The sequence below is a fragment of the Dehalobacter sp. genome (assembly GCA_023667845.1).
GTDB lineage: Bacteria > Bacillota > Desulfitobacteriia > Desulfitobacteriales > Syntrophobotulaceae > Dehalobacter.
Map to the genome: position 1 here is coordinate 22,901 of JAMPIU010000199.1, position 17,969 is coordinate 40,869.

16 protein-coding genes are annotated in these 17,969 nt (G+C 47.1%); 4 read left to right on the plus strand and 12 right to left on the minus strand.

What is annotated here, in order from left to right; all coding sequences use genetic code 11:
• Positions 1-61 precede the first annotated feature (61 nt).
• The 4 genes from scmF (NC238_16075) (at position 62) to scmC (NC238_16090) (ending at position 4,879) form a co-directional block, all read left to right on the plus strand.
• Positions 62-1,171: a SynChlorMet cassette radical SAM/SPASM protein ScmF gene (scmF, locus tag NC238_16075; GenBank protein MCM1567425.1), complete on the plus strand. Its 1,110-nt coding sequence runs from the start codon at positions 62-64 to the stop codon at positions 1,169-1,171.
• A gap of 493 nt (positions 1,172-1,664) precedes the next feature.
• The gene (locus NC238_16080; protein ID MCM1567426.1) at positions 1,665-2,864 is read left to right on the plus strand and encodes a hypothetical protein; all 1,200 of its coding nucleotides are present in this window, start codon (positions 1,665-1,667) and stop codon (positions 2,862-2,864) included.
• A gap of 115 nt (positions 2,865-2,979) precedes the next feature.
• Positions 2,980-3,840 carry a SynChlorMet cassette protein ScmC gene (gene scmC, locus NC238_16085; protein ID MCM1567427.1) on the plus strand — a complete coding sequence of 287 codons (861 nt, stop codon included), beginning with the start codon at positions 2,980-2,982 and terminating at the stop codon, positions 3,838-3,840.
• Between the two features lie 148 nt (positions 3,841-3,988).
• Positions 3,989-4,879, plus strand: a complete 891-nt coding sequence (gene scmC, locus NC238_16090) for a SynChlorMet cassette protein ScmC (protein ID MCM1567428.1) — start codon at positions 3,989-3,991, stop codon at positions 4,877-4,879.
• A 59-nt stretch (positions 4,880-4,938) separates the two neighbouring features.
• On the opposite strand, the gene NC238_16095 is transcribed toward scmC (NC238_16090), so the two are convergent.
• From NC238_16095 to scmF (NC238_16150), 12 genes are all read right to left on the minus strand, one after another.
• Positions 4,939-5,607, minus strand: a complete 669-nt coding sequence (locus NC238_16095; protein ID MCM1567429.1) for a signal peptidase I — start codon at positions 5,605-5,607, stop codon at positions 4,939-4,941.
• Between the two features lie 82 nt (positions 5,608-5,689).
• Positions 5,690-6,634 carry a DUF1616 domain-containing protein gene (locus NC238_16100; GenBank protein MCM1567430.1) on the minus strand — a complete coding sequence of 315 codons (945 nt, stop codon included), beginning with the start codon at positions 6,632-6,634 and terminating at the stop codon, positions 5,690-5,692.
• A 2-nt stretch (positions 6,635-6,636) separates the two neighbouring features.
• On the minus strand, positions 6,637-7,431 hold the full coding sequence (locus NC238_16105) for a hypothetical protein (protein ID MCM1567431.1): 795 nt from the start codon (positions 7,429-7,431) through the stop codon (positions 6,637-6,639).
• 49 nt (positions 7,432-7,480) lie between these two features.
• Positions 7,481-8,917, minus strand: a complete 1,437-nt coding sequence (locus tag NC238_16110) for a DUF58 domain-containing protein (protein MCM1567432.1) — start codon at positions 8,915-8,917, stop codon at positions 7,481-7,483.
• A gap of 11 nt (positions 8,918-8,928) precedes the next feature.
• Positions 8,929-9,906, minus strand: a complete 978-nt coding sequence (locus NC238_16115) for a MoxR family ATPase (GenBank protein ID MCM1567433.1) — start codon at positions 9,904-9,906, stop codon at positions 8,929-8,931.
• Positions 9,907-9,914: 8 nt separating this feature from the next.
• On the minus strand, positions 9,915-10,904 hold the full coding sequence (locus NC238_16120; GenBank protein ID MCM1567434.1) for a GldG family protein: 990 nt from the start codon (positions 10,902-10,904) through the stop codon (positions 9,915-9,917).
• Positions 10,905-10,909: 5 nt separating this feature from the next.
• Complete coding sequence (locus NC238_16125; GenBank protein ID MCM1567435.1) at positions 10,910-13,303, minus strand: hypothetical protein; 2,394 nt, start codon at positions 13,301-13,303, stop codon at positions 10,910-10,912.
• 48 nt (positions 13,304-13,351) lie between these two features.
• Positions 13,352-13,624: a hypothetical protein gene (locus NC238_16130; GenBank protein ID MCM1567436.1), complete on the minus strand. Its 273-nt coding sequence runs from the start codon at positions 13,622-13,624 to the stop codon at positions 13,352-13,354.
• A 169-nt stretch (positions 13,625-13,793) separates the two neighbouring features.
• Positions 13,794-14,483, minus strand: coding sequence for a signal peptidase I (locus NC238_16135; protein MCM1567437.1), 690 nt, complete (start codon positions 14,481-14,483; stop codon positions 13,794-13,796).
• Between the two features lie 47 nt (positions 14,484-14,530).
• Positions 14,531-15,472: a SynChlorMet cassette protein ScmC gene (gene scmC, locus NC238_16140; GenBank protein MCM1567438.1), complete on the minus strand. Its 942-nt coding sequence runs from the start codon at positions 15,470-15,472 to the stop codon at positions 14,531-14,533.
• Between the two features lie 203 nt (positions 15,473-15,675).
• Positions 15,676-15,861: a hypothetical protein gene (locus NC238_16145; protein MCM1567439.1), complete on the minus strand. Its 186-nt coding sequence runs from the start codon at positions 15,859-15,861 to the stop codon at positions 15,676-15,678.
• A gap of 983 nt (positions 15,862-16,844) precedes the next feature.
• Complete coding sequence (gene scmF / locus NC238_16150; GenBank protein ID MCM1567440.1) at positions 16,845-17,960, minus strand: SynChlorMet cassette radical SAM/SPASM protein ScmF; 1,116 nt, start codon at positions 17,958-17,960, stop codon at positions 16,845-16,847.
• Between the last annotated feature and the right edge of the window lie 9 nt (positions 17,961-17,969).

The following is a 17,969-nucleotide window of genomic DNA, read 5'->3' on the forward strand; positions in this document are numbered from 1 at the left end:
CAATTATTTTTAAATTTGAACAGACAAATTTAAAAAAATACTCAAAGCCGCAAGATAAATTATGCATACCAAAGAAAATATAGTAAACATTGTAGGAGATAATTATCCTCTAAAAACTGTTTATTTTTACCTGACGGAAGGCTGTAATTTAAGATGCTGTCATTGCTGGATAAAACCTAAGTACCAGACGGGTAGCCATATATACCCATATCTCCCCTTGGATCTCTTTCACTCGATTATTAAGCAAGCTATACCAATAGGCCTTGTATCGGTTAAGCTCACGGGCGGCGAACCGCTTCTTCACCCCAATATTGATAAAATTTTAGAATTTATTCGTTTGAAAAATGTTAAACTAGGTGTAGAAACCAATGCGGTCCTTTGTACCCCCGAGATTGCCCGGCTAATGGCATCATGCAGAAATCCATCGGTGTCAGTAAGCCTTGATGGCGCAATTAAAGAAACGCATGAATGGGTTAGGGGGGTGGAAGGCTGTTTTAATAATGCGATACAGGGCATTAAGAACCTGACAGACGCCGGGATAAAGCCGCACATTACCATGAGCATCATGAGACATAATAAAAACGAGATCGAGGATGTCGTCAGGCTTGCAGAATCGTTAGGGGCTTCATCGGTTAAATTTAACATTGTACAGCCCCTGGAAAGAGGGAAAGTAATGCATGAAAGGAACCAGGCTTTGACTATCGAAGAATACATTAACCTGGGAGAATGGGTAGAACTTACATTAGCTAAATCGACAAAAATAAAACTTATCTATAGCCATCCAGTCGCGTTCAAGCCCCTCGGCAAGATGTTGTGCCGGAACGGGGATGGATGCCACGTGTGTGGCATCAAGGGAACAATAGGCGTCCTGGCCGATGGATCATACTCATTATGTGGTATGGGGGAGAAAGTGCCAGAACTCGTACTCGGAAATGCGAGAGAGGGCCGTCTTGAAGACGTCTGGAAACACTCGCAGATCCTGGGTCAGGTCCGTGAAGGGATACCGGATAGTTTAGAAGGCATATGTGGAGAATGCATAGTCAAGAGACTATGTGGCGGCGGATGCGTCGCTCAAAACTATTATCGTAATAAAAACCTGTGGGCGCCTTACTGGTACTGTGATGAAGCGTTAAAGGCCGGACTCTTTCCAAAAAGCAGGCGATTCCAGTAAGATATATTAAGGAGTAATGCCTACTTTCAAATTAGTAATAAAATAAAGGGGGTAACTTATTTGGAGTATGAAGATCCAGTAATAATCGAGATGGATTCAGCCATCGGCGTGACTGCAATATGCACTTCTATGGGCGGAACTGAGCCACCCATACGACCACTTGTATAAGAGTGGTAGCCGATTTCTATTTTTTAATGTATGTTTCTGTTATTAATTATGGGTTTAAAAATTATATTTTATAATCACTTTTGTATTATAATCTAATCCATATAATAACGAACAGGACTCTATATTTTCAGTTTATCGAATAGTTATTTTGTCGATCTCTTAAGTTAACAACATACAATTTAATCAATTCAATTCGTAAAAAGTCAAATAAATTATATTATTCAAATAATTAAATGCTTCCTGCCATAGCCTTTAGTTAACAATATATAGTATAGTAATTACATAATTGTAAGCAGGGTAAAACCTCAATTTGGGGGGACTTTAAATGAAAGGTATAATTAAAATATTGATAATAAGCTTAGTGATTGCAATATTGCTTGTACCATTATTAACTGTACCGTCAATGGCGGCAAAACCGGTAAAAAAGAATGTGCCAGTCATTTCTGTACAGTCCGTGCAGGCTTCAATTGCTGGATCGCCTGAACAGCGGTTCGATTTAGTCGCAGGCGGCGGAAGCTTGAATGGTGCCATGGACGTTGGAGATGTATACATAACGAGCGATGGCACTAATATACATGTAAAATTCCAGATTACTGATTATAGGTTCTATCTGGCGACTACTCAGGTCAAAGTATCGATGGAAAGCCTGGCCGGTACAAGTTCTGCCCCAGGCCAGTTCCCTTATAAGTACCCGCATGGATATGTGAAGGAGTATGAATATGTTATTCCAATCCCGGCCGGCGCTAACAATGGCGATACAATTTACATCGCTGCGCATGCAGATGCAGTGATTCCAGGGGCCGAAGAGTACATAGCAGGTAACGTATTACCAAGCCGGGCCGAGTTAAGCGTATGGCGTTCTTCAGACCCGTATTATCCTGTATATTTACTGGCAGGGATTCATGAATGGGTTGGGAGTGGAAGTGTATTAGATGGAACATATAATCCTCCTTTATACTATGGTGCCTGGTGTATTGATGCAGACTCATTAATAAATACCTACCCGGCAAGATATTGGGCTAACGTTTACTCGAGCTATGACGTTGCGAATGTAGACCCTCTCGTCGAATACTATGAGAATATGGATCTGGTAAACTGGATCATCAACCAGCCTTCATTCGTCAACACGGATGCCACAGATAGCTCAGGTAGTTCTCTCGGGAAGTATACCTATGGTGATGTCCAGGTGGCAATCTGGATGTTACTCGATGATCAGCTCCCTGCTGACTTAAGAAGCGTACCGGGATACTCGATAGACAGAGCCAACAGAATTGTTGAACTTGCACAAGCTGGTGAGGGTTTCGTCCCTGTGGCAGGTCAAAAGCTCGCGGTCGTCCTTGATCCATACGACCCGGAGGGACAGCCATGCATTATCTGGTTAACTCTGCCAAAAGGCCAGGATGAAACCGCCTGGGGTGCAGAGGCGACATGGGACCCTGTAACTGGTAAATGCACATCATTGAACTACCCATTCAATGCTGGTAAAACCGGAAACTGGGCTACATTCATGGAGTATACCCTGTAAACACCGGTTTAAACCGGTGTTTTCTTTCTTTTTTATCACCAGCAAGGTTATTTAATACAGTTCCATATTCTTTCATAACATGAGAGAACACGACAGCGGGGAGTATTATTTACGCTTGTATAACGGCCACTGTTGGCGGCTTACTGCTCCTGGCGATGCTGCCCGCTGGTTAAAAAAAATGGCAAATATTATGCGTTTGGAGACGACCGGTCAGGTCGATTGCCACGGGCTATCTTTTATCGTGTGTGACCCGGACAATGCCGATTTCCGGGCATACATTCCCGGTGATCTCCCCAAAGAGAATTGGGCCGTTAGAAAATTGAGGCCTGTGCATTTACTGTATCATAACGAGGCCCCCGATATAGTCTGTTGTATCGGTACGAAACTAAGCCGGTTCAGGGAATACGAGAGCATGGCCTGTTCTCTGGCACCAATAGTCGAACGGGTGATCCAGACAGGAGGAGCGCCATTCCACTCGGGACTGATCGTGCGAGATGGTTATGGCGTTTTACTGATGGGGCACCCTAAAATCGGTAAATCTACCTGCTGCAGGCGCGTGCCCGCACCCTGGGAAGCCTGGTGCGACGATAATACACTGTTGATAGGCGATGACGATGGTAACTATCACGCGCACCCGTTGCCTACTTTCGGCGATTTTGTCAATGGCAACGTCGATACGACATGGGACGTGAAGGCCCATATTCCCGTAAAAGCCATTTTTTTGTTGGAGCAATCCGGAGCAGATAAGGCAATACCGATCAATAGAGCTCCGGCGGCCTTATCGATATATCATTCGGCGTTAAGGGGTTGTATGAACATCGTTCGTGAACCAGATTACCAGCCCCTCGCTGTTAACCGGGATATGATCTTTAAAAACATCTGCAGTATGGCACAAAAGACACCGGCTTTCAAGCTCCTTGTCTCTAAAGAGGGTAAGTTCTGGGAAGAGATAGAAAGAGTAATGCGAGGAATTTAAGACTGTATCATCAAGTAATTAAACGTTAAGTATTAATCTTTAATTGCTATTCTTCCGGATCTCTATCGATAAGGTAGTATAAGCGATAAGAAAAGGGGATGTACGACGGTTAATTTAAATATTCACGCGGTTCCAGACGGTGATATAGTTGGATAAAGACGATCACTTCAACGGGTATAACATAAAACTATCGAGCGGCCAATGCTGGCAACTTTTTGCATCTGGCGAAGCGCAGCCCTGGCTGGAAGATCTTGCCCGAATCATGGGGCTCGGGAAATCCCCGGGGAACTATTGCCAGAAGATAATTTTTACTCCCGATGATAACAGTGTTGAGCCCTTAATGCAAGAAGAATCACCTGCTATTAAATGGTCGTCTTTTTTTGAAGATGATAATTTTTCCTTACATAAAAACGATCGAACGGATGATATTTGGTGTAACATCGGACGTACTAAGAACAATAAAAATAATTATCTTAAAATGTTCTATTCCCTCAGCCCTATCTATATTAAGATAATTAAAAGCGGAGGATTCCCGTTCCATACCGCGCTTGTGGAGCGCAATGGAAAGGGCGCATTATTATCCGCGCCGGGCGGCACCGGTAAGTCTACCTGCTGCAGGCGAATACCCTCTCCATGGCGAGCCCTGTGCGATGATGAGGCACTCATATGCAGACTCGACGATGGGCATTACGAAGCTCATCCGTTCCCTACGTGGAGCGATTATATGATGGACCGCGAAAAGAAGACGTGGAACGTACAGGAACATGTCGAAGTCAAGGCCGTCTTTTTCCTCAAGCAATCCCCGCAAGAACGGATCGAGCCCATTGTATCCGGAAAAGCTGCACTGTTGATGTATGATGCTGCGATTGCGGCCTGTAATCGAATATTTTCTTACCTGGATAAAGAAGAACAGCTGAAAATATTTAAAAAGGTCTTTAACAATGCCTTAGAGATGTCAAAAAAGGTACCAGCGTATGAGCTTAAAGTTTCTATTGATGGCAAATTTTGGGAATTGATAGATGCGTTGCCGACGGAATAATCGAGTTACAAGGCCATGAGGTCATCAGCTGCGAACCATTGAGCGAAATAGCCAAGCGTTCATTTTTCTCTGCAACTGCTTGCTTCGGTAGGCGGTGCTTTGCAGGATAACCGGATTTTTTCCAGATATTCCTCGTCTATAAACAAGCGGTAAGGAGTTTTTATTATCCATCTGTCTGTAGACGGATGATATTGGCCAATGATCGTCCTGCCCATGATCAACTGTAGCTCAACTCCTTCCGGGCGTTTGAACGATAAAACCTCAGGCTTCATGATTTTTGGTAAACAGGCCTTGATAATGCCCGATAGAGAGAATGCCCTGTTTATACGATAGATAAGACGTTTGGCATAATATAAAATGAAATTTACTACAAACAGTGTCCATGCAATCAATTGGCCGACAATACCATTGTAAATATGTAGCCGTCGGCCTCCTCGTCGGGCATATCCGACTTTGCCAATCACGTCCCCGGGATTGACCGTCCAGGTATCAATAAATATACTATTATCGCCGCGCGTCATTATTCCTTGCGCGGTTATCGATGTCACCCTATGTATGACCTTTTGTGCGTTTTTCGGGGACGGAAAGACAATAATATCTCCGGGGCAGATATCTCGCGTGTTTGTTGAAATTGTGACGACATCGAGGGCCTGCAGGGTGGGGCTCATGCTATTGCCTACAACGACAATTGTCTTATCTTGAGGTGTATTTTCTATTGTATCAATCATAAATCACACATATTTCAATGACCACCATAATCTTCAGCAGGAGTAAGTGAGGATGTTAACTCTATGAATTCTTCAGGGAGCCCTATATAAGCTTTGTAACGTTTACCCATAGGTGAAGGTCCCGGTAGGTCTCATTTATGTTACCATCCCGGTATAACAGGAAGTCCAGCCTCAGGCCGGTGCCGGTCAGACTCGGCGTCAGGTTAATCGATTGTTCCCAGCGCTGTTCCGCCGCAAGCCTTACCACACTTCGGGGATACAATATTTCACTATTCGTACCATCGCCTAACTTTACCTCGACGTCATATGTAACGTTCGCATATTCGTGATTGACGATGCCCAGTGTAATCGGTTTCGTATCATTGAGGTAGAACTCCAGGGGGTAGTTTTCCGTCATGCCCGTCGGACCGAGCACATAAAACTCTGTGAATTTTTCACCCTGCTTTGGCACTGCCAGAACGAATACCGTCAACCCGACAGATAGTAATACGACCGCGATCAGTATCAGGTTCAGAGCGCGGTCCAGGCGACGAGCCGAGGCAGGCAATATCTCTTCGCCAATAGCCGTTCTAACGCTCTTTAAGCTAACCGAGAGCCTTTCGTCCTCCGGGAGATCGTGCCGGCGCTTGTTGGCAATAGCCACGCCGATGACCGTAAACAAGGACAGACAGATTGCAAGCGGATCCAGCCTTATGCCGAACGGGGTAAAGTTGAGCCCGAGGCCGATGAGGGAAGAAACTGCAATGCTGAGCCCCAGCGACAATGATGCGCGTTCCATCCGGCCCAGGTCGCGCTTGCCAGGGAACAGCGCGGCAATCAAGGCGTAGCCGGGAATGAAAAGGATCATCACGAGGCCGAGGGCCGACCTGACGGGAGTCTCGTTAAGGTATGGGAAGTAGATGAAAACCAGCATCACCAGTACAAATGCCCACGTCAACTTGAGGTCCAGGGCCATGTCCCGGAAGTATCGCCTGATGTCAACCTCAGGAGATTCTATTCGATCGATATTCGCATTTTTGGCCGCCATTTTCAATCCCCGAGCAGGTCGAAAAACGCATCTATGCGGTTACCCTGCACATTAATACTTTTAGCCCTGACCTTTTCCCCGGTCCCATCCGCGATGATACACCCCAATAAGCTGCATATTGGACAGCCTATCTGCTCGCAGATAGCCGGGTTATCCTTGCGCAATTCAGCGCACATGCCCGCGTTGGCGATCCGCTTTATGCTGACGTGCACCTGATCATTCCCGATGACTACTTTAACGCCTGAGGCCAACTCCAGGCCGTTTTCGAGGAGATCTTTGATCTCCGAGTCCAGGCCTTCGAACGTATAGAGCGCGCCGATCTTCCGGGAGTACCGATAAAGGCCTTGCCCGGGGGGATCGATGACAATCCCCTTTAAGCTCTTTCCCTCAACGTTGAAGATCAGGCTATTGCCAAGGGTAATCTTACCAATGTCTTCGTCACTGGCATTGATCGAAAGCGGGATGAACAGTTTCATAGCCCCGGCCTGGCTGGGCGGGAGGTATATGCCCTTCGCGTTCACCAGGAGCGACGATAGTATATGGTAAACGTCTTCGGTGCTCGCAATAGCCATCGCGTCGCAAACATCGCTGCGAATGTAGCGGGAAGGCGACAGGAAATAGAGAATAATCGCGATGGCGACCAGCGCAATGCCGGCCAGCAGCAGGAGCATCGACATATTGGTATTATCACGGGTGATGACCCAGGTGGCCAGCATAGCGACCCCTAAGAGGAAAATGCCTACAGCAGTCGGCTTGACACCCCATTTACTATAGCGCTCCAGCGTCTTTTTCAGCATGTCCCGCTGTACCTTCAACTGGGTTGAGCTATCGTTGTCTGCCGTAAAATCATCTCCTGATACCGACCTTTGGGCCGTATGATACGCTCGTATAAATGATCTCGTCTACCCGTTCGCCCGCGTACAGGTCGACGACCTTGACCTTGCTCATGCTCCCTATACGGGCGATATGCTTTTTAATTTCCCGATACTTTTCGTAGAACTTATCCACATCGATTTGCTCTTTATCCTCGTACCAGATGTGTGGCGTCAGGACAATCGAGGCGGTATGTCCATAATATTCGGCAATACGTATGCCGTTCATCAGGTTCGCTATGCCCATGGACAGGTTCGTGATGACGACGATCTGGCAGGGAGAGCCTGTCGATTGCGACACTTTCGTCACTGCCCGGACGAATCCATCGGACCGGGCATTCAGGACATGCTCCTTTAGCGTCTCCTCCATGATCGAGCCCAGGACCTCACAGCCCTCAGTATCGCGCAGTATGCGGCTGACGTTATCCGCATGATAAAGGGGCACAGGGATAAAACGGCTGTAATCGGTCTTCGCAACCGGCTTCGCGTTCGACAGGATGTTTTTCAGTGTCCCGAGATGTTCCCGCCCCATGCCCAGCGGCCGGAACGTGACGACATCAGCCCGGGAAAAGCCGATCAGCCCGTACATCGTGTTGTCCATCAGCAACTTATTGACCAGCTTCACGATCAGGCTGATAGCCGCGTCCAGCTCCGACATCTGGTCGCCGACGCCCATGGAGGCATCGAGGTCCAGCAGGAAGAACACTGGCAGCAGTCGTGTGTCCTCGTACTCTTTAACGATGAGCTTGCCGGTCCGGCTCGAGCGCGCCCAGTCGATGTTCTTGAGCTCGTCCCCGAGCACGTAGGGGCGGATGTTATAGAAGTCAGTGCCACCACGGGTGTCAGAAATTGCGTTTCTCAGGATATCCGTGTGCTTCCGTATCCGGGCGCGGGAGGGATTAATGAGGTTATGGGAGTGACCAAGGCCTGCCGTCACGTTAATTTTTTGTGTGACCCCGAAGCTGATGGATTTACGGAAAAGCCGCGATTCCAGGGTAACAATGAGCGGATTGATCGTCACCTCGCCCGTCGACAGGGGCTTGAACTCCATTTTAAGCAGATGTGACTGGCCGGGAGCGAACACGATTTCCGCGGGAGGAGCGCTCAGCACTTTCAGCGGACCGTCCACCTTCCTGGCGACCTTCGCCTTATACGTTATCCTGCCTTTGTAGTCGAGCCGCGTTGATACTGCGGCGTTCGAGACCATGTGCCATTCCATCCCGTGTGTATCGGTCTGGACCTTCGATTTTAGCCGGATGTCGAGCAGCGAGACCATCAGCTGGTAATAATCCAGGGCGGCGATTAGCAACATTGCCAGAAACGCCAGATAAAAAATAACGCCCGATGTGATGACGCCTGCAGCCAGCAGGGCGATTCCGACAATTACGATGGTCACGTCTTTTAAGGCCATTGGTGGACAGCTCAGGATGAGGAAGTTGGTACGTTCACGCTCGCCAGCAGCTCTTCAATGATCGACATAGTCGTCAGGTTCTCGTACTCATACTCGGGCTTGACGATCAGCCGGTGGTTCAGTACTTTTGGCGCCAGATACTTGATGTCGTCCGGTATGACGTAGTTCCGGCCTTCGATCGCCGCCAGCGCCTTCGAGGCCTTCAGGAGTGCGATCGACGCCCGGGGGCTGCCGCCCAGCAGGAGCTTTTCATGAGAACGCGATGCCATGATAAGGTCCCGGATGTATTCTTTGACCTTGACGTCGACGTAAACACGCTTCACAGTATCGAGCAGGCTTAGAACATCATCCTTGGTCAGCACCTTTTCGACCACATGCTCATGTTCCGCATCCTTCATCGTGATCATCTCCAGCTCCTCGCTGGACGATAGATACTCGACGTTCAGCTTGAACATGAAACGATCGATCTGGGCTTCCGGCAGCGGGAACGTGCCCACGATATCAATGGGATTTTGGGTCGTAATGACCATGAACGGCTGAGGCAACCCATAGGTCATGCCTTCGATCGTGACCTGCTTCTCTTCCATGGCCTCCAGCAGAGAGGACTGTGTCTTAGGCGAGGCCCGGTTCACCTCGTCCACGAGGAGCAGGTTGGTAAAGATCGGGCCTTTGCGGAGCGTGAAGCTCTGGTCCTTCTGGTTGAATATGAACGTGCCGGTAATATCGGACGGCAATAGGTCGGGTACGAACTGCACGCGCTTGAAATCGAGATCCAGCGTAGCCGTGAAAGCTTTGACGATGGACGTCTTCGCCAGCCCCGGGACACCGTCGAGGATAATATTACCCCCCGAGAACAGGGCGATCAACATGTCTCTGGCCAGGGCATCTTTGCCGACAATCACTTTCCTGATCTCGTCGAGCACGCGGTCGGACATAGCCTTGAAACGGGCTGTATCGGCACTTTCCGGGGTAAAATGATCGGATTCCATGGTATCCCCTACAATTTCTTTTCAAACTCGTTTAGCTCGTTCTCCTTTATTGGGAGCTTAGACTTCATATAGCTAATTATAGATTCCTTCTTATCCATATATACCTCCTCGTCCTTCGGCTGGGGCCGTAAAAGAGCGATGATACCGGCCCGTCGATAGAAGACATAGCCAAACATGAGAATAATGATTAGGCACACAACTTGTGCCGCCAGGTCATACCGGATGATCTCGAGGAGCCGGGCCAGCGGTGGCACCTCATGGCCATGAGTCATGTCAATATAGACAGCGTTGCTCTTCAGCAGCGCTGCGATGAACATGCGATTATCGCCCCTGATGATCATCCCGTTAGTGATGATATCGGCGTCGCTTATGACAGTCAATGTACCTTTCCCATAGGTCGCGCTGGCCATCAGTGGATACGCATTAAAAGGCTCGCTTGTCCAGATGAGACCATCAAAGTCGGTATCGATCCAGCCCTGGCGGGACGTTGTAGCCAGCACAATCGCGTCGCCAGAAACGTTGAGCGATACCGGGTGATTGAGTATAAGCGAGTTCACCCGGTATATCGAGCCCGGGCTCGTGAAGTTCTTTATTATCGGAAAATTTGGATTTATATGATAGCTGTCGTACTGGCATACCGGTAACTGATAAATTGAGATGGGGGAAGTAATGCTTTCGAGTAATGTGTTGGCGGTACCATAATCGTCCATAACGATGACATTACCGCCCTGTTCCATGTAGGCTTCGATAAGCAAAGACTCGTCAGTCGTGAAATTTTTTGTCGGATACACAATTAATAGCGCAGTGTCTTGATCCATGACCTCGAGGTCCGACAGATCATAAAGGTTATTAGTCTTATAAAACGAGGAAAATTGGCTAATACCGTTCCATAATATATTGGTAGTACTATGGCTCTCTTCGGAAAAATAGAGCCGGGAAGATATTAACACAATGACCAGTATAAGAAATAAAGTGATAAGCAATACATTGAGCTTCATGGCACCTACTCCTCCCCGGTCTGGGATGATACGCCCTTGTATATATCGCTCAAGCTTTCTATCGAGCGAACCATCTCATTCCTGTCGGGTTCCACGTTGCCATAGTTCACGATCTCGTATTCGCCGATGAACGCACGCAGGGGCCGGGAGATCGCCACGTATCTCGATGACACCATGCGACAAATTTCCCGGTGCGTCATCGAGTCCTTAACGTCGATGCCCCTGTACGCCGCAATTTTCTTGATGACCAGGAAAATATGCGATAGTGCATTTTTTATATCCCCCGACTCCACCAGCCGATTGATCGTTGCCATCTCAGCGTCTAAGTTCACTGCTTCAACCTTTGGCAACTGCTCAAGGACCGGAGTATTAATGATTCCGGCCTTCGAAACCCGTTTCTTCTTTAATGTGGCAGCCTGATTCCGTCTCATCCTCACAAGAATCAGGCGGTTCAGGCCGGTAAGCTTCAGGAATACGTATACGATGAAGGGGAGAACTATGATAATAATAAGCGCCAGGGCGATCACATTAAAGGGGATGACCAGGGTAGTTCCGGCGTAATGGGTAGAACCGGGTATAGAAATTTCGACCGGATGCAGCCCGAGGGAATCCCGCATCGTGATCTTTTTCATATAATTATAATGACCATCGGAGTCGGTCGTCACCTGAACTATGGTCTCGTTGGACATCTTAATAGATACTTGCTGCCCTGCCAATGGATTACCGTTACTGTTACGCACCGATCCGCGGACGTAAAAAACATCATTGACGAACAACACCGCCGACATGTTATTGGCCGTGATCACGGGCCCTGTCTCACCAAACGAGACCATAATTCTGCTGCTGGATGCACTGTTAAGCGATTTATTCTGCGCTGAAAAAGATGCGTAAAGCGAATGATTGCGATTTGTACCATCGAAGTAGTCAACGGGCACAACCCAGCCGACCCGATACATGCCATCGCTATCCGTCGTATTCGTTATTAACTGACGGTTACCATCGAAGATGCTGATGATCGCGTCCTTGACGGGCACACCACCCCTGGTCATCAGTTGGCCATAAAATTCGCTGCTATCTCCGCCTATCAGGCTATTATGGGAGGATGTGAACGTTAACAATGTATCTTGCGTCAGGACCGTCACCGGGTAAACGGAGGAACGAGAGCCCAAGAATATATCACCGCCAACCGTGTCCTGGGTATAAGTGGCACGGATATTACAAATACCACCCGGGGTCTGCGAGGTTACCGGATAGAGGTAGCGATATGACCCATCGTCCATCGTAGTCGCATTGCCCACGTTTTGATCATTAACGGTAAAAATAATCTTTCTATGTGGGACCGCATCACCCTCGATCGTCTGCAGCCGGCCCTTGATCTCTATCTGGTCTCCATAAGAAGCCGCATCGGGCTGTACATGCATGGTAATATAGGTATTTTTCTCGTCGACCAGCAGCTCCAGCCGGCTGCTGTTCACAGGCACCAGCCACCTGTCTTCCGGTCGGAACTCGGCGAGCACTTTCAGGCGATTAACAGTATCTTCCGGGACTACATAGAAAATGGTGCAAGCACCGTTAAAATCAAGGGGTTTCGTTGCTACTATCCGATCGTTGACGTACAGGTTGACGTTTTCACCCTCAACCGGGACGCTTCCATCCGTCTTCAACAAAATCGTAAAGTTGATCGTCTCCCCGTTACGGACGGCATATCTGTCGGCGGCCAGGCTGAGGCTCGTCCGGTCAAGCAGATCGTCCACGGCCTTTTCTTTTTCACTCAAATTTTTTAAATGTCTATCCATTAACGAGGAACTCATGTTGAGGTAACTCGTATTTAACTGGTTATCAAGCAATTGCGTGACGAGCATCGTGTTGTTCGAAAAAGAGCTACGTGCAATGCTGAGATTATGGTACGAATCCCGTAGCAGGAGCGCATAGGGAGTGGCACTCTTGATATCTTCCGCAGCGATGAAATATTCAAAATTTCGATAATTGTTCGCATAACTCTCCGAATCCTTTATCCATATCTCGAGGTCTTTTTGACAATCTGCCATTATCGGATTAAGGACATAATATTTGGAACTGGATAATTTCGCACCTGGTATAAGCTCCTTATAATTATCATAGGAATTTTTATAAATACCCAGTTGCGATTTTGATAAATTAAAATCAGAATCGTAACTACATTTAACTGTACTATAAGAGGTCTGAATCATTACGATAAGCTGTACCTGCAATTCAATCTCGGTTTTATAGGTAATGATAGGCTCAACGGTATCCGGATTCTCGTGGTTTATCGGCCGGGCTGCCTGGGCAAAGCAAGGGATTATCGTCAATTGTGATGCGTAAAGCAAAAGGATTATAACGATAAAAAAAATGTTTGATTTTAATTTTTGCCCGGACATTTTTTACACACCCATCAAATTTTATAGTATCCCGCTTCAAGCATCGGATCACAGAAATCTCGGTAAGATCAATTCTATCATCTTTTGAGCTGCGATTACTACAAATATTCCAATACCGACCGCTGTAAGTATCCACACTCGAGACTTCCACTTAGGCCTGACCGTATACGGCCCGGTGATGTCGAAAATGATCAAAAACCCTAACAGGCATAAGATGAAGAACATCGTCGGGTCCAGGTTTCCCAATAAAGCCATGGCTATCAGCGTAATAAATATCCATATACTAAATAGGATCACCAGGCCCTGAATTTTTGTCCACATATAAATTTGCCTTAAATTGTAGTGATGCGTTGATATATAGCTTTTCCGAGGATAACCATCTATTAAACAAGCTATATATTTATAACATCGATAGAAAAGAGGAGATGTCATCGTACACACAGGATATCCATGGCAAAGAACCACAAGAAAATAATGCCATTATTTTGAATTAATGACTATCAACATTATTACCAATGTTTTGCGTCGTATAGTAATCCGGGTCTTGAGGCAGTGGTGGCAGCAACGATTCATCAACAAACAACAGGAACGGTTTCTTGATAATCCATTTTTTAGAGAAAGGAGTGCATATACCGATCATACGCTTTCCCATTAACAGCCTCATTTCGATACCATTTGGCTTGCTAAAAGTCATGAGCCGGGGTTTCCATGGCCCCGGGATCCATATCCTGAATATGCCCGATTTACTCAAAAATCGATAAATAAAAACAAACGGCGGACTGATCGGGACGAAAATCCTTTCCCGGGTAAAGAGTTTACACAGAATTTTAATATGGTGAACAAGTCCGATTAACTCTCCTGCCACCCCATTCTTTACTTTAATCAGCTTTTGGTTACGCCGCGCAGATTCGACCTTACCAATGACATCAAAATCCTGTAAAACCCACGCATCGTTCTCCTTGCTATGATCGCCACGGGTGATTATTCCGTTTGAATTAATTGCTACTACCCGGTGCGCAACCTTTAAATTGCTAACTTTAGGCGAAATAAATACTATAATATCGCCACGCCGTACCTTCTGCCCGTTATAAGGCGTGACTGTGATGACGTCGAGGCTCCTCAGCGTCGGATACATGCTTTCACCGACGATGACCACAGGCAATTGTTTCTCATTTTCCATAGTCGAAACACTCGTATTTACACTAATGACCGATGGGATACACTGATCTATTTATCCGAAAGGGCCTTTTCCATCTCTTCCCAGAACCGACCCGTCAGCGTGGCCTGCAACGTATACGCGGGAACGCTTGCGGCAATATTACACGCATTATCCAGCAACTTTTTCCTGAAGGCTGCTGCCTCGGGCATGCTCATAAACAACCAGTACTTGCCCAACAACTGAATCGATGACTGATAAATCAATAAAGCCGCCTTTCCTTTACCGACCGGGAACGCCCGATCTTTCTCGCCCCGCTCCAGGAAAAATATAGCGTGAAGGGGTATCTGTTGCTGTACATTGCTCGCCTCCTTCATCCCCAGCTCGTAATAGTTTTTCCAGGTGGGCATCGGATGCATGATATAGCGATCGCCCACTTTTACGACCAGCGCCTCCTCGTCCGTCACTGCACGCCAGGGCTTTTCTATCCGGCGATAACAGGTCGATTTGCCCGTCCCCGATTCCGCGGCCAGCACAACGCCCTTTCCACCTAACTCCATCATAGCCGAGTGCATAATGATCCCACCGCGATCTATAACACGCTGGTAAATAGGATACAGTGTACCCACCATGTATTGAAAATCAAGATATTCCAGGTTCTCGATATGGAGCTTCTCTTTATCATAATCCATTAGCTCACAGACCATATCCGGTATATCGGGATGATGCCATATCCTGACCGGATCCTGTCTGACCATTAGCCATCCGTCACGGGGGTAATCTTTAAACCGCGAGTATGACCGGGAATCGTTGACAATGTCGCCTTCAGCACCAAAGCACCTCTTGGCGACGATGATTTTTGTCGAGCCATTACCGTTATCGGCTTTCAGGCCAAATATGGATACCAATCGCTTAACAATCGGCTCTGAAGCCTCATCTTCATGTATGATACACCATTGCTGGCCATCCGCAAGCGTTAAAGAGTATCCTTCCGGGCCAATGGTTTCGCTCATAATAAGGTCCCTAATCATTTTATTATGGTTAATATGTAATGGATTTCTTTACATATAAATTAATTGTTAATGCCATATTGAATATTCAATACAGAGAAAATTACTATACTTAAATAAACATAATTCAGGTTGATAAAGCTAAATAATAAGCAGAAATAAGAATACAGTTATAGAAAAATTAAAAAATTGTTTTTGAGATTATTTTACTTAAGCTGGAAATCGAAGTTCCCGCTGTATTTCGTTAAAGCCTGGCAACCAAAGGCACATGTTCCTGCGGTTGCACAGTAACCGGAAGAACAGTTGCTGTCAGCGGCCCTGATGCCTTCCGCACATTCACTAGTGTGAACGACTTCGTCCATCGCTATGAGTTTCGGCGCTTCATATTGCATTCATCATCATCTCCTATACGATATTCAATGCTTGCACATACCGCAGGAATTTTTTCCGTAATTCCTAAGATATATACCCCCCAATACAAGCAACATCACGGTCGGGAGAATCATTCCCCTCAAACGCATGTGACGAATGCCCATCATTATGGTACATATCCAAGACCCCATCGAATAGCCTCTTAAGAGACCATCAGACGAGATCTCGATTACTGTCCAAACGGTAATTATGCTTTAATAATTCCTTTTAGGTTAAATAATTATCGGGTAAAAAAATAGATACAATTTCCCTATGCCGTTTAACAATATATAAAGCGTTAGCATAGTAAATATTTATTAAATAATATAATGAAAAATTAAAAAACCGTGGGGACTTTTTAACCCGAACTTAACGTTGACCTATGCTATTAGTCGGGCCGCTGATCTGGACCGTTGCCTGGCAGCCAAACCTGCAGGTACCAGTATTAGCAACGTAGCCAGTTGCACAATAATAGTCCTTCCCCCAGTTCGCGTCATAACCATTTGTACAGTTGTGACAGGTGGCAACAGGGTCGGATACCTCGTCCATTGCTACCAGTTTCGGCGCTTCATATTGCATTCATCATCATCTCCTATACGATATTCAATGCTTGCACATACCGCAGGAATTTTTTGAGTAATTCCTAAGATAGTACCCCCCAATACAAGCAACATCACAGCCGAGACAATGATGCCCCAAACGCACGTGATGAACGCTCATCATTATGGTACATATCCAAGAACTCATCCAACAGCCTCTCGAGAGACCGCCAGACAAGATCTCGATTACTGTCCATACGGTAATTGATATAATAGTCTCTTTTATCAGGATAAATAATTAACGCGCAAAGTTGAGATGGATTTTCCATTTGCCGTTTATCAGTATAAAAAGCGAATGAATTAGTAATTATATAATTAATATAATATTAGAAAAAATTAAAAAGAAAAAGTACCTGGATCAGGCATTAAGATGTGAATGATTTGAGGAGCCTGCTCGCCGGGAACAAACCCTTTTTCATGGCCTCGTCACAATACCAGTAAGGCGCCCACAAGCTCTTACTCCGGTAGTAGTTCTGGGCGATGCACCCGCCGAAGCACGTCTTTTTATTGATACATTCGCCGCAGACGCCTTCGAGGCGATCTGGTAAGCCCTTACGCAACTCACAGAGGAACGACGCATTTTCCCAGGCATCCTTGAGGCTGACATTCGCCGCGTTACCACAGGTCAGCTCCGGAACATTTTCACCGATACCGCATAAAGCGTAAGTGCCGTCAGCGAGGACACCGATAATGCCGAGGATATTACATATCCCGCAACCATACGATCGACCTATCATATTGCCCAGGGAACGGAACGCGATCGGATGAGAATAATGCAGGGGAATACTCGACGATTTCGAGAGCGTGTGCTCTACCCAATGGCCTAGCTTAACGAAATCCTCAATGCCCATAGCTTCACCGGCCTCGTACAGCTGTTCGGCCCGTTCGGTGGGGACCACAACGTTGAACTTGACCGAGTTGGCACCGAGCGATTCTGCCAGCCGGACCATCGGTTCCATCTGGTCGCGGTTCTTCCGCATGACACTCATGATGATCTGGGGGCGAATTCCTACCGAGACAAGATTGCGAATGCCTGCCAGGGCATCTTCGAAACAGCCGTCTACCCCGCGCACCCATTCGTGGGTTTCCGCATCGACACCATCGAGGCTTATCGAGACATAAACGTTGCCACAGGCGGCAATAGCCCGGGCGACTTCCGGCGTGCACAGGACGCCATTCGTCTCAACACCTAACGATAGCCCCTCCTCGCGAATAAACGTGAGTATCTCAAGGATCCGGGGATGAAGCAAAGGTTCGCCGCCGGTCAATTTCACGTTAGAGAGGCCCAGCGGTTTCCCTTCCTTCACGATCTTTTTAAAGAGATCGACCGGTATATATGAGTTCGACACCGTGCTGGACTGGAACGCCGGGGCTATCCAGCAATGGCGGCAGCGGAGGTTGCAGTCTGCGGTGAGATAGAAGTATATCTGGTTTAAAGGATATTTCCTTTCTGCCTTTTCACATAAATCATCAGAAACCATATCATCACA